Here is a 13,161-nt window from a genome sequence, read left to right as displayed (position 1 = left end):
GATGGCTCCTGTTTTCGCTGGTATTCGCGGTCGATGCCGCGCTTGAAGCGTTTATCGCCATCCAGAAAACATTAGTCAAATTTCGGATTATTATCTTGGATATAAATTTGGCTAATACCTTGGACGAAAATCACCATGACTCAGCTTCGCGCCGATGTCGCGCGCTTTCTGAACGACCGGCTCGACTGGAATCTGCTGCGCACGTTTCTCGTCATCATGCAGGAGCGCAGCGTGAGCCGCGCTGCCGTCCGGCTGCATCTGACGCAGCCGGCGGTGAGTCAGGCGCTCAAGCGGCTGGAGGACACGCTCGGGCGCACGCTGATCCAGCGGCGCGGTCCGCATTTCGAGCCGACGCGCGCCGGCGATGAGGTGTATCGCATCGCGAGCGATATTTACGGGCACATGTCGCGGCTGGAAACCGAGCTAGACGACCGCGCCGACGACATCACCGGATCGATCCGCCTTCTGACCGTGAGCCGGATCGACTCCGCCGTCTACGACGAATTTCTCGCGGAATTCCACCGGACGTATCCGCGCATCGACCTGCAGATCGAGATCATGCGTTCATCGGACATTATTTCGTCGTTGCTGCAGAAGACGGCGGCGCTCGGGCTGGGACTGTGCAGAAGTCCCGTCGACAAGCTGGAGAAACGCTGCTTCCTGCGGCAGCGTTACGCGATTTTTTGCGGGCGGCATCATCGCCTCTTCGGGCGCCATGCGCTCACGATGGACGACCTGCTCGCGGAGAATTTCGTTTCGTTCACGAGCGACCAGATCGGCGATAGCCTCTCGCCGCTGACAGTGTTTCGCGATCAGCGTGGCTTCACGGGGCGGATCGTTGCGTCGTCGCCGAGCCTCGACGAAGTGCGGCGGCTGATTTTCGCGGGGTATGGGATCGGCTGCCTGCCGGAGCACATCGTGCGCGACGACCTGGCGCAGCAGCGTCTATGGCGATTGCCGCCGGAAGAAGGACTCGCCGATGTCGATATTCACCTGCTCTGGCACCCCGCGCGCAAGATGAATGCGGCGGAGCAGGCGTTTCTCGACGGCATGGCGCGCACGATGCAGCGTTACGCGCTGCCGGAGCGGCTCGCCGCGCGGTAAGGCGCTCCCGCCTCAGAACCCGCGCGACAACACCGCCGTGCCGATCGTGACGACGCCGAGCACGAGGTTGATCACCACGAGACGGCGCACCGTGCCGACCGCCCGCGCGCCGTCCGGCCAGTTCTGCGCCTGCACGGCGCGTCGAATGCGCGGAAATACGCCGTAGCGGATGTGGCCGAAGATCAGCATCATCACGATGCCGAGGCCCGCCATCGCGTGAAGCGGCCACGCCGCATGACCGCCGCCGAATTGCATCAGCAGGAAACCGCCGCTGATGAGAATGACGAGCACCGAGCCCGCGACCCAGTTGAAGAACCGCGCGAACACGGATTCCCAGAGCGGCAGGCGCAGTTGCGGCGAGAGATCGGCGAGCGCCGGGCGCAGGCAGAAGTGCGCGAAGACCATCCCGCCGATCCAGACGGCCACGGCGAGAAGATGCAGAAAGAGCGCCAGTTCGATGGCTTTATTCATGAGGATCCTTGGGGTTTCGGCAAACGTAATGCGAGTCTCGCAGGTCCGGCGTTCGACCCGCCGGGCGCGGGCCAGTTCCTGAGTTCGGATAAAGACGCGCCCCGGACCTTCTCAGAAGATCCGGGGCGCGTCTCGCGTGCACTGCCTTTCTAGCCTTCGAACACCGGCCGCAACGCGCTCACCTTGAGCGTCGAATCGGGCGCGCGGCCACGGCGCGCACGTTTCGCGATATGCGCTTCCAGCGCTGCGCCGGCCAGCTTGTCCTCGCGGATCTTGCCGCCCCGCTGCGCGCCGATCAGCAACAGCCCACGCGAATCGATGGCGACCGCCTGAACCAGCGTCTCCTTCGGATCGAGCGCCATCAGCGTGACGCCACGACCGCCGCCCGACAGCGTCTTCATCTCGTCCATGCCGAACACGAGCAGACGCCCGCCGCTCGACAGACACGCGATGTGTGTCGCGTTCGGCACGACCGGCATCGGCGTGAGCGGCGCCGCGCCTTCGTCGATGGTCATGAACGATTTGCCCGCCTTCACGCGACTCACCATGTCGCCGAGTTTGGCGGTGAAGCCAAAACCGTTGGTGGATGCAAGCAACAGCGGCTGCTCCGTCGACGCCGCGAAGTAGTGCAGCAAGTGCGTGCCCGATTCGAGTTCGATCAGCGACGTGACCGGCACGCCGTCGCCGCGCCCGCCCGGGAGCGCCGCGACCGGCACCGAATACACGCGCCCCTTGCTGCCCCACGCGATCAGCATGTCGGGCGTGCGCGCCTGGAATGCCGCGTACAAACCGTCGCCCGCTTTGAACTGGAAGCTCGCCTGCTCCAGCCCGTGGCCCTTCAGCGCGCGCACCCAGCCCTTCTGCGACACGACCACCGTCACCGGTTCGTCCACGACACGCGCCTCGAACGTCGCGCGCTTTTCCGGCTGGATCAGCGTGCGGCGCTCGTCGCCGTACTGCTTCGCGTCGCCTTCGATTTCCTTGATGAGCAGACGCTTCATCGCCGCGTCGCTGTTCAACAGTTCTTCGAGTTTGGCTTTCTCGTCGCGCAATTCAGTCAGTTCCTGCTCGATCTTGATGGCTTCCATCCGCGCCAGCTGACGCAGCCGGATTTCGAGAATGTCCTCGGCCTGACGGTCGGAAAGTTTGAACCGTTCGATCAGCGCCGCCTTCGGCTCCTCGGCTTCGCGAATAATGCGAATCACCTCGTCGATATTCAGGAAGACGATCATCCGTCCTTCGAGAATATGGATGCGGTCGTTCACCTTGCCGAGCCGATGCTGCGTGCGCCGCGTGACGGTCGTGAAACGGAAGCCGACCCACTCGCGCAAAATCTCGCCGATCCCCTTCTGGCGCGGCCGGCCATCCGCGCCGATCATCACGAGGTTGATCGCCGCGTTCGACTCAAGGCTCGTGTGCGCGAGCAGCGAATGCACGAACTCGGTCTGGTCCGTGCGGCTCGATTTCGGTTCGAAGACGAGCCGCACCGGCGCGTCCTTGCCGGATTCGTCGCGCACCGTGTCGAGCAGCGCGAGCAAGGTTTGCTTGGTCTGCAACTGGTCGGGCGTGAGCGTTTTCTTGCCGAGCTTGATCTTCGGGTTGGTCAGTTCCTCGATTTCCTCGAGCACCTTCTGACCCGACGCGTTCGGCGGCAATTCGGTGATGACGAGTTGCCACTGGCCGCGCGCCAGTTCCTCGATCTTCCAGCGCGCCCGCACTTTGAGGCTGCCGCGTCCCGTTTCATACGCCGCCGCGATTTCCGCCGCCGACGAAATGATCTGGCCGCCGCCGGGAAAGTCCGGGCCGGGAATGCGGTCCATCAGCGCCGCGTGATCCATTTTCGGATCGCGGATCAGCGCAACCGCCGCGCCCGCGACTTCGCGCAGATTGTGCGAAGGAATTTCCGTCGCGAGGCCGACCGCGATGCCCGATGCGCCGTTGAGCAACAGGAACGGCAGGCGCGCGGGCAGCAGCTTCGGCTCTTCGAACGAGCCGTCGTAGTTCGGCATGAAATCGACGGTGCCCATGTCGATCTCGTCCATCAGCAGCTTCGCGATGGGCGTCAGGCGCGCTTCCGTGTACCGCATGGCCGCCGCGCCGTCGCCGTCGCGCGAGCCGAAATTGCCTTGCCCGTCGATGAGCGGATAGCGCATCGAAAAGCTTTGCGCGAGACGCACGAGCGCATCGTAGGCCGATTGGTCGCCGTGCGGATGATATTTACCCAGCACATCGCCGACCACCCGCGCCGACTTCACCGGCTTCGCCGTGTTCGCGAGGCCCATCTCGTTCATCGCGAAGAGAATGCGGCGCTGCACGGGTTTTTGTCCGTCGCAGACGTCGGGCAGTGCGCGGCCTTTGACGACGCTCACCGCGTAGTCCAGATAGGCGCGTTCGGCGTAGTCGCCGAGGGTTAGTTTTTCGCCGTCCGGAACGGCTTGTTCGTCCGTGAAGAGATCGTCCATCGAGATTCCGTGGGTTGGGGTTTTGCTGGCGCCCGGGGGTGCTGTTTTTGCTTGCGCTTGGTTGTTTTGCTTGCGCTTGTTCGTTTTGCCGGCGCTTGGTTGTTTTGCTGGCGCTTGTTCGTTTTGCTGGCGCTTGTTCGTTTTGCCGCCGCTTGTTCGTTTTGCCGGCGCTTGTTCGTTTTGCTGCGCGCCTTTGCTTCTGTTAGCTCGCGCTTTCTGGAAACCTGCTTGCTTCTCGGTCCATTAGCGATGCCCCTGTCCGGGGCGGGACTCACTTTCTTTGCTGCTGCAAAGAAAGTAAGCAAAGAAAGCAGCTTATCCGCCTAAGTGTCCACCTCGAATAACGTTGCGGATAGGCGCGCAGGCTGACTCGGCTAACTCGCATTCGTTCGTATTGGCACAGCGCCCGTCAGTTCCATCCTCGCTGCGCGCGGACGACGGGCATATCGAAAAACCCTTGGTTGGTTTGGTTTGCTTTGTTCGGTTATGCCGTTCCGGCAGGCACTTTGTGCCTGCGGGGATGAATGAGCGGCTCCACTCTGTTTCGTGGTGCGATGTCACGGCTGTTCTATCGCACCACTCCCGGAAACGCACAGTGGTGGACACTTAGATGGATAAGCTGCTTTCTTTGGTTACTTTCTTTGCAGCTAGCCAAAGAAAGTGACTGCTGCCGCGCACAGCGGCGAGCTAATAGACCTACACGAAAGCAAGTTTCCAAGAAGCGCCCAAGAAACCAAAACAAAGGGCGCCAGCAAACCAAACCGTCCACGCAGGGGCGTGCTGATAAACCGACGCGAAAAGCAGGTTCCCAGAAGGCGCAAGCGAGGCAAACGGTGCACCCGTCCACCCCCGCGAAAGCGTCAAATGTCCGCTTCCACCTCGTTCCCCTTCTCCTCCAACCAACTCCTCCGCGAAGCGGCCTCCCCCTTCCCCATGAGCATCGTCATCCGCGAAACCGTGAGATCGAACCCGAGCGCGCCAAGCTCGACAGGCAAAAGTCGCCGAGTATCCGGATTCATCGTCGTGTCCCAAAGCTGTTCAGCGCTCATCTCGCCGAGGCCCTTGAACCGGCTGATAGTCCACTGCGTATCCCGCACGCCGTCCTTCTTCAGCTTGTCGAGAATCGCGACGAGTTCGCCTTCGTCCAGCGCATAAAGCTTCTGCGCCGGCTTCTTGCCGCGCGCCGGGGCATCGACACGGAAAAGCGGCGGCCGCGCGACGCACACGTGCCCGCGCTCGATCAATTGCGGGAAATGCTTGAAGAACAGCGTGAGCAGCAAGACCTGAATGTGCGCGCCGTCGACGTCCGCATCCGACAAAATGCAGATCTTGCCGTAACGCAGATTCGAGAGGTCGATCTTGTCGTCGGGACCGTGCGGATCGACGCCGATCGCCACCGCGATATCGTGCACCTCGTTGTTCGCGAACAGCCGGTCGCGCTCGGTTTCCCAGGTGTTCAGCACCTTGCCGCGCAGCGGCAGAATGGCCTGGAATTCCTTGTCGCGGCCCATCTTGGCCGAACCGCCCGCCGAATCGCCCTCGACCAGGAACAGTTCGTTACGCGAGATATCGGTGGATTCGCAATCGGTCAGCTTGCCCGGCAACACGGCGACGCCCGAACTCTTGCGCTTCTCCACTTTCTGGCCCGCGCGCGTGCGCGCCTGCGCCTGACGGATCACGAGTTCCGCGAGCTTCTTGCCATACTCGACGTGCTGGTTGAGCCACAGTTCGAGCGCCGGGCGCGTGAACGACGACACCAGCTTCACCGCGTCGCGGCTATTCAGCCGTTCCTTGATCTGCCCTTGAAACTGCGGGTCGAGCACCTTCGCCGACAACACGAACGACACCCGCGCGAACACGTCTTCCGCAAGCAATTTGACGCCCTTCGGCTGCAGGTTGTGCAATTCGACGAAACTCTTGACCGCCTGGAACAGGCCGTCGCGCAAGCCGGATTCGTGCGTGCCGCCCGCGGGCGTCGGAATCAGGTTCACGTAGGATTCGCGCAGAAGCGGACCCTCCTCGCTCCACGCGACCACCCACGACGCGCCCTCGCCCTCGGCGAACGTGTCTTCATTCGATCGCGAGCTTTCGGCAAAGCGTTCGCCCTCGAAAAGCGGGATCAGCAGGTCGCTGCCGCCCATGCCTTCGAGCAAATAGCCGCGCAGGCCGTCCTCGTATTTCCAAGTCTGGCGCTCACCGGTTTTCTCATTGACGAGCACGACTTCGACGCCTGGCAGCAGCACGGCTTTCGAGCGCAGCAGGCGTTGCAGTTCGCCGAGCGGCAGGTTCGGGGAATCGAAATATTTGGGGTTGGCCCACGCTGTGACGCGCGTGCCCGATTTCTTTTCGCCGCGATTGGCCGGGCGCGTTTCGAGCGCCTTGACGACGTCGCCGTTCGAGAAGCCGAGGTCGGCCACTTTGCCGTCGCGCCAGACGGTCACGTCGAGGCGCGTGGACAACGCGTTCGTGACCGACACGCCGACGCCGTGCAGGCCGCCCGAGAACGTGTAGGCGCCGCCGGCGGCCTTGTCGAATTTGCCGCCCGCGTGCAGGCGCGTGAAGACGATCTCAACGACCGGCACGCCTTCTTCCGGATGCATGCCGAACGGAATGCCGCGCCCGTCGTCTTCGACGGAGACCGAATGGTCGGCGTGCAGCGTGACCGTGATCTGTTTGCCGTAGCCGCCGAGGGCCTCGTCGGAGGCGTTGTCGATGACTTCCTGAATGATGTGCAGCGGATTTTCAGTACGCGTGTACATGCCGGGCCGTTGCTTGACCGGCTCAAGGCCCTTCAGCACCTTGATGGATGCTTCGCTGTATCCGCCGTTCTTGCTGCTGTCGGCAGCGCTGGGTTTTTTCGTGGACATGACTGAACGTTGGACCGGTGTCCGTCGCTTGGGGCAAAAACGCCGAAAACGGCCGGACAGCCGGCGAATTGCGTGAACAGAGCGGGCCGCCGGCAAGCTGCCGGAGGAGGCCTCGGAGATATCCAATATTCTGTAAAGCGGCGTGCCGGGTTCCTTTGGCCTCACCGGTTACGACCGGTACGAATGCCGCCCTTGCACGCCTGAAACGCGACGTATTTTACTGTTTTCGATATAAGCGGCAATGACTGCGCGCGTTTTTTTCGAGACAGCCGGCACGCGCCCGGCCCGCGGCAACCGCGCGCGTGCTTGTGGCAACGCAGTTACTTGCGCTTCGCGTCGAGCGACTCCCAGCGTTCGAGCGCGACGAGCAGTTCCTCGTCGATCGACGCGTGGCGCTGGCTCAGTTGCATCCCTTCGGCCGGGTCTTTCGCGTACACCGAACCGTCCGCGAGTTTCGCCGCGATCGCCGCCTGCTCCGCTTCGAGCTTCGCGATGGTATCCGGCAGCGCGTCGAGTTCGCGCTGTTCCTTGAATGACAGTTTCACCGTGCGCTGCGCGTTGCGGCCGGTCGCGCTGTCCTTCCCCGCGTCGCCCTTCGGCGCCGCTTCTTTCGCGACCTGGCGCGCGGCATCCTGCGCGAGTTGCTCGGCGCGAGCGCGCTGGATCTGCCAGTCGCTGAATCCGCCCACGTACTCGCGCCACTTGCCCTCGCCTTCCGACGCGAACACCGACGTCACCACGTTATCGAGGAACGCGCGGTCGTGGCTCACGAGCAGCACGGTGCCGTCGTACTCGGTCAGCAGTTCTTCGAGCAGTTCGAGCGTCGGGATGTCGAGGTCGTTGGTCGGCTCGTCGAGCACAAGCACGTTTGCGGGCCGCGCGAACAGGCGCGCGAGCAGCAAGCGGTTGCGTTCGCCGCCGGACAGCGAGCGCACGGGCGAGCGGGCGCGTTCCGGCGCGAACAGGAAGTCGCCGAGGTAGCTCATCACGTGCTTCTTCACGCCGTTCACTTCGACCCATTCGCTGCCCGGACTGATGGTGTCGGCCAGGGTTTTGTCGAGATCGAGTTGCGCGCGCATCTGGTCGAAATACGCGACCTGGATGTTCGTGCCCGTGCGCACCGCGCCTTCGTCGGGCTTGAGTTCGCCAAGGATGATCTTCAGGAGCGTGGTCTTGCCCGCGCCGTTCGGGCCGACAAAACCGATCTTGTCGCCGCGCATCACGGTGGCCGTGAAGTTATCGACGATGGTGCGGTTGCCGTAGCGCTTCGTCACGTCGGTGAGCTCGGACACGATCTTGCCCGACTTCTCGCCCTGCCCGACATCGAGCTTCACGTTGCCCTGCACGTTACGGCGTTCCGCGCGTTCGTTGCGCATTTCCACGAGCCGCGCGATCCGACCGACACTGCGCGTGCGCCGCGCCTCCACGCCCTTGCGAATCCACACTTCTTCCTGCGCCAGCAGTTTGTCGAACTTGGCCGCCTCGACCTGTTCGATCTCAAGCTGCTGCGCCTTGCGCGTCTGGTAGGCGCTGTAGTTGCCCGGGTACGACAGCAGCCGCCCGCGATCCAGCTCGACGATCCGCGTCGCCACGCGATCCAGAAATGCCCGGTCGTGGGTGATAAACAGTAGGCCGGTGCGCAGCGTGACCAGCAGGTCTTCGAGCCAGCGAATACCGTCGAAGTCGAGGTGGTTGGTCGGTTCGTCGAGCAGCAGCACGTCCGGCTGCACGACGAGCGCGCGCGCGAGCGCAACGCGCTTTTGCATGCCGCCCGAGAGCGATCCCGCGCGCGCCTCGCCGTTCAGGCCGATCTGCTGCAACGTCGTCGCGACCCGGGTCCGCCAGTTCCATGCGTCGCTATGATCGAGCGCCGACTGAAGCGTGTTCATGCGCGTGAGCAGGTCGTCGTGCGTTGCGCCCTCCGGTGCATCGGCGAGTTCGTGCGCAACCGCGTCGTACTGGTCGAGCAGATCGCGCGCGTGCGTCAGGCCCGACGCCACGACCTCGAACACCGTGGCGTCGAGATCGAATTCGGGTTCCTGCGGCACGTAGACCGTGCTGAGTTCGTTCTGGCGCGTGACGAGCCCGTCGTCCGGCCGGGTCAAACCGGCGACGATCTTGAGCAGCGACGACTTGCCCGCGCCGTTGCGCCCGATCAATCCGACGCGTTCACCCGCTTCGAGCGAGAAATCGGCGTGATCGAGCAACGCAACGTGGCCGAACGCGAGTTGCGCGTTCGAAATGGAATAAAGCGACATGGAAGGCGGCCGGAAAAGTGCGGAAACTGGAAGCGGCCATTGTACCGGTCTTGCGCGCGGCGGCTCGCGGCCTATGACGTTTGGACAAAGCGCGGAACGCGCTCGATAGGCGTGGCGCGGCCCACGCCCGTCGAAAATCGACGTGGACCGCACTGCAAACTTTATTTGACGTGAACGGTGATCGTCTGGCTCATTTCCGGTCCGAACGAACGGTGCGAGCCGTCGCCGAACTGGAGCGTCAACGTGTGATCGCCCGGCGGCAGCGTCACGTCCGCCTCCGTCTGGCCCTTGCCGTAGTGCAGGGATTTATCGTTGGCGGGAATCACAAGACCCCGTTGCATCGGCCCCGCGTCGATCAACACGTGGTGGTGACCCTTGGTCGGCGACGTGCTCCCCGCCGGCGCGACCTCCATGCCCTCGACACCGAACTTCATGTGCACCGGGCTCGATACCGTCGCGCCGTCCTTCGGTTCCTCGAAAAACACCCGCGCGCTTTGCGCCTGCACGCCCGTCGCTGCGACGAAAGACGCCGTCAGCACCGCTCCCGTCAACCATTTCTTCAACATTTTTTTCTCCTTGGAAGACGACGCCCGTCTCGCGGATACGCCCACTGACCACGCGTTCCGGCCGTCCGAAAGCATTCATCTAATTAGAACGCTTCAGCGCGAAGCATACACCGGGGCCAATGGCCGACGCGGCATGCCATAGGACGGTTCCGAGTCACCGAGCCGCCTTACCGGTTTCCGGTAAAATAGAAGATTCACCCTTGATCCGAATTACGATTCCGGGTCATTCTTACCTGTTATCTAAAACGCAACGAAGAGTCTGTCGTGAGTGAAGTTCTCGAATACAAAAGCTGGGTCTGTCTGATTTGCGGCTGGATCTATAACGAAGAAGACGGCCTGCCGGAAGAAGGCATTGCGCCGGGCACCCGTTTCGCCGCCATCCCCGACGACTGGCGCTGCCCGTTGTGCGATGTGGGCAAGGCCGATTTCGTCGCCGTCGAATTCTGAAAATCTCAGCGCTTCAGGTGCATTAACCCGCCACGACGATCAGCTCGCGTCCCGGGCTGACATCGTCCCAGCCGTCATGCCACTGAAGTTCGCCGAAACCCGCGCGCACCAAAAGCGCCGCGAGTTCCGGCTGACTGCGAAAGCGCAATTCGCTTTCGGCGCTGACGCGCTCGCCCGTCGATTCGAAGCGGTAATGCGTGTCGAACGCGACGCGGCCATCGTCGGTCGGCCCGAAAAGCCGTTCCTGCCAGACTTCCACCGATTGCCCGTCCGCATCGCGAATCAGCCGGCGCGAGCGGTCGCGCGTCCAGTCTTCCCACGCTTGCGCCGCCGGATCGCGGCTTTCGAACGCGAGCCGGCCGCCGCCGCGCAACGCATGGCGCGCGGCGGCGAGCGTCGCGAGGAACGCGGCGTCATCGAGGAAAATCTGCGCGACGTGTCCCGTCATCAGCAGCAGATCGGCCGGCGGCAGCACGGCGAGCGCCGTGGCATCGCCTTCGATCCACTGCACGTCGTCGCCATGGTCGCGCTTGCGGGCGATCCGCAGCATGTCGCGCGACGGATCGATGCCGATCACGTGATGCCCGTCCGCCGCCAGCGCACAAGTCAGAAGTCCCGTCCCGCATCCGAGATCCACGATGCGCGAACGCGCGCCCGTCCTGGCCGCCAGCGCCCGGTAGAACGCCGTATCGGGCCCTTCAGGGTTGAGCGCGTCGTACAGGGCGACGAGGCGCGGATCGGTGTAAAGCGTGGAAGACATAGGAGCGTTGGCTAGCGAAGCAGATAACCGAGCGCGTCGCGCATCGGCGCGCTCGCGATCTGGATGGGGCCGCTGAACGGCGTGTCGAGATCGACGATCACCAGCACGGCGGTCGCAATCGACACGGCGCCAAGCGTGATCGTGACGAGCGACAGCGCGTTGCGCGGCGCGATCAGCCCGAAGGACAGAAAAATGATGAGCAGCCAGAAGACAAGAATCCGGTCGAACGGATACGCAATCGAGCCGTGCGCTTCCTCCACCAGTTTCCAGCGCAGCGCGACCAAACTTTCGAAGCGCGCGACGATATCCTGCGCGAGCTTCTGATGAAATGTGTCGGTCGAGTCGAAGCGGCGCACTTCGAGCTGGGCGCGTTCGAGCAACTGACCGAGCGCGCGGCTATCGAGATTGCCGTTCGGCTGTTGTTGAGTAATCTTGCGCGGATAGAAATCGCCGGCAGGCGGCGGCTCGCCGGGCCACGTGCTCGCGATCGCCGCGCCTGTGTAGGCGCGCAGCATCCGGCGCGCGTTGTCGGCGGGCGGCCCGAATTCGCGCAACGACTGGTCGAGCTGGATCAGCGCGCTCGCGTAGCTGCGGATGTCGTTGTTGGTGGTGTCGAAGGTGGCTTTGGCCGACGCCGTCAGGAGGCCGAGCACGAGCGCGGCGAACGTGACCAGCATGCCGACCACGAGCTGCACCAGTTGCACCGTTTCGCGCGCCTTGTGTTCCTCGGGCAGCAACGGCCGGACGATCGCGCCGAGCGCGGTGCTGGCAAGCATCAGGACGAACACGAAGACAGCGGTTTCGATCTCTGACATCGGCGTGGATCAATGTGCGAGCGGGTGTCGCAGCATTATCACGGAAAGTCAGGGGTTTTTGGCGGAAGGTGCTGCGGGACGTGGTCCCCCCGGCAGGAATCGAACCTGCATCTAGCGCTTAGGAGGCACTTGTTCTATCCATTGAACTACGGGGAGACGGATAGTGGCGAGGCTGATTTGCGCGTCACGGCGGTGAAAACCGCTTCTTCCTAAACGAAGCGCCGTGCGCGTTCGCCGGGCGGCCAGACCGCCAGCGAGCGCAGAGTATATCAAACGCACTGGCCGCCAACGCGCCCCAAAGCGCACCAAAGCGCCGCCATCGCGCGCGCCGCCGCTCAAAAATTCCCGCCTGCTTTCGTTCTTCGATCAGAACCCGTCAAAACCTGAGCAAAGAGGCATCGCCATGCCCGGCCGTCGCCATGTCCGTCACGATTAAAGTCAACGGCACGGTGACGTCGCTGGTTCACAAGATGAGCAGCGGCATCTCCACCGCGACGATCCCCGATGTCTGCAAGACGCCCAGCCCGGGCGGCCCGGTGCCGATGCCCTATCCCAACATCGCGCAGTCGGCAACGCTCGCGGACGGTACCACGACGGTCAAGGGCGACAAGGCGATGGCCGCGCGCAAGGGCTCGAAGTTCAGCCTGAGCAACGGCGACAACGCCGGGGTCGCGGGCGGTGTGAAATCCAGCACCTTCATGAAGGAAGCGACCTGGATCCTGTACTCGTTCGACGTCAAGATGGATGGCGGAAACGCTTGCCGGCTCACCGACAAGATGTTCCACAACAGCGAAAACGCAGCGAATCTGGGCGGCGAGATTCAGGCCATCGCGAAAGCGCTGGGGGTGTCGGAGGAAGAGGCGAAAATAATCTGCGATGCGTTTTGCGAGACGCAGCGCAAGTACGACAAGGGCGAGATCAAGGGCCGCGGCTGCTGCAGCAGGGAATTCGCGGAGCAACTCAAGCAGCGCAGCGGCGATTGCTCGAGTAAATTTCTCTCTGAGCAGTCTTTCCTGATCGAGCGAGGCGCGACGCCGATGCTCACCGGTTCACTCTTCACCCAGATGGCGACGAAACTGGGCGACGCCGGGTCGCGGCTCTTCAACTTCGTGTCGGGGATCGCCGAGAATCCGCCGCTCACCGACGGCGGCTCGGTCACGATGGCCGCAGCCGGCCGCATGAGCCGGGCGCTCGCGCGCTCGGGCGGCGCGGAGTCCATCGTGCGGCCCGATCTGGTGATCCCGCGCGGCGAGGAGTTTCAGGTTTTCGACGCCAAATTCAAATGGAAAAGCGGCAAAGACAAGCTTTCCGCGTCGCAGAAGCGCAATTACCGGAAAATCGACAAGGACGGCAAGCCGAAGGTCGTCGATTCCAAGAAGTGCGCCTGCGGAAAATAGCGGCGCCCGAGGCA

At 63.2% G+C, this 13,161-nt stretch carries 11 protein-coding genes and 1 tRNA gene; 4 read left to right on the top strand and 8 right to left on the bottom strand.

The features are described 5' to 3' along the window. Window positions 1-135: 135 nt before the first annotated feature. Complete coding sequence (locus AC3D25_RS05900; RefSeq protein ID WP_488887517.1) at window positions 136-1,104, top strand: LysR family transcriptional regulator; 969 nt, start codon at window positions 136-138, stop codon at window positions 1,102-1,104. A 12-nt stretch (window positions 1,105-1,116) separates the two neighbouring features. Here the strand turns inward: AC3D25_RS05900 and AC3D25_RS05895 are convergent, their stop codons facing one another. Beyond that, on the bottom strand, window positions 1,117-1,575 hold the full coding sequence (locus tag AC3D25_RS05895; protein WP_488887516.1) for a CopD family protein: 459 nt from the start codon (window positions 1,573-1,575) through the stop codon (window positions 1,117-1,119). Between the two features lie 149 nt (window positions 1,576-1,724). Then, window positions 1,725-4,037: a DNA topoisomerase IV subunit A gene (parC, locus tag AC3D25_RS05890; RefSeq protein WP_488887515.1), complete on the bottom strand. Its 2,313-nt coding sequence runs from the start codon at window positions 4,035-4,037 to the stop codon at window positions 1,725-1,727. On the opposite strand from parC, the gene AC3D25_RS05885 reads away from it, so the two are divergent. Then, complete coding sequence (locus AC3D25_RS05885; RefSeq protein WP_488887514.1) at window positions 4,011-4,364, top strand: hypothetical protein; 354 nt, start codon at window positions 4,011-4,013, stop codon at window positions 4,362-4,364. The genes parC and AC3D25_RS05885 overlap by 27 nt on opposite strands. A gap of 533 nt (window positions 4,365-4,897) precedes the next feature. Here AC3D25_RS05885 and AC3D25_RS05880 read toward each other — a convergent pair. The 3 genes from AC3D25_RS05880 to AC3D25_RS05870 all read right to left on the bottom strand — a co-directional run bounded on the left by AC3D25_RS05880 (window position 4,898) and on the right by AC3D25_RS05870 (window position 9,728). Then, window positions 4,898-6,904: a DNA topoisomerase IV subunit B gene (locus tag AC3D25_RS05880; protein WP_488887513.1), complete on the bottom strand. Its 2,007-nt coding sequence runs from the start codon at window positions 6,902-6,904 to the stop codon at window positions 4,898-4,900. A gap of 320 nt (window positions 6,905-7,224) precedes the next feature. Further along, window positions 7,225-9,162, bottom strand: coding sequence for an ATP-binding cassette domain-containing protein (locus AC3D25_RS05875; protein ID WP_488887512.1), 1,938 nt, complete (start codon window positions 9,160-9,162; stop codon window positions 7,225-7,227). 161 nt (window positions 9,163-9,323) lie between these two features. Beyond that, window positions 9,324-9,728 (bottom strand): DUF4399 domain-containing protein, encoded by a 405-nt coding sequence (locus tag AC3D25_RS05870; protein WP_488887511.1) that lies wholly within the window; start codon window positions 9,726-9,728, stop codon window positions 9,324-9,326. A gap of 264 nt (window positions 9,729-9,992) precedes the next feature. Here AC3D25_RS05870 and AC3D25_RS05865 point away from each other — a divergent pair, with 264 nt between their 5' ends. Next, window positions 9,993-10,175, top strand: coding sequence for a rubredoxin (locus AC3D25_RS05865; protein ID WP_488887510.1), 183 nt, complete (start codon window positions 9,993-9,995; stop codon window positions 10,173-10,175). 22 nt (window positions 10,176-10,197) lie between these two features. Here AC3D25_RS05865 and AC3D25_RS05860 read toward each other — a convergent pair whose 3' ends face one another. The 3 genes from AC3D25_RS05860 to AC3D25_RS05850 all read right to left on the bottom strand — a co-directional run bounded on the left by AC3D25_RS05860 (window position 10,198) and on the right by AC3D25_RS05850 (window position 11,906). Next, the gene (locus AC3D25_RS05860) at window positions 10,198-10,935 is read right to left on the bottom strand and encodes a class I SAM-dependent DNA methyltransferase (protein WP_488887509.1); all 738 of its coding nucleotides are present in this window, start codon (window positions 10,933-10,935) and stop codon (window positions 10,198-10,200) included. A gap of 11 nt (window positions 10,936-10,946) precedes the next feature. Further along, window positions 10,947-11,750, bottom strand: a complete 804-nt coding sequence (locus AC3D25_RS05855; protein WP_488887508.1) for a bestrophin-like domain — start codon at window positions 11,748-11,750, stop codon at window positions 10,947-10,949. 81 nt (window positions 11,751-11,831) lie between these two features. Continuing rightward, window positions 11,832-11,906, bottom strand: a tRNA-Arg gene (locus AC3D25_RS05850). A 263-nt stretch (window positions 11,907-12,169) separates the two neighbouring features. Between AC3D25_RS05850 and AC3D25_RS05845 the strand changes: the two genes are divergently transcribed. Then, a complete protein-coding gene (locus AC3D25_RS05845; RefSeq protein WP_488887507.1) occupies window positions 12,170-13,147 on the top strand; it encodes a DUF4150 domain-containing protein in 978 nt (325 codons plus the stop codon). Window positions 13,148-13,161 lie beyond the last annotated feature (14 nt).

The organism is Caballeronia sp. SL1002 (assembly GCF_057814995.1).
This window is presented reverse-complemented; position numbering and strand designations above follow the sequence as displayed.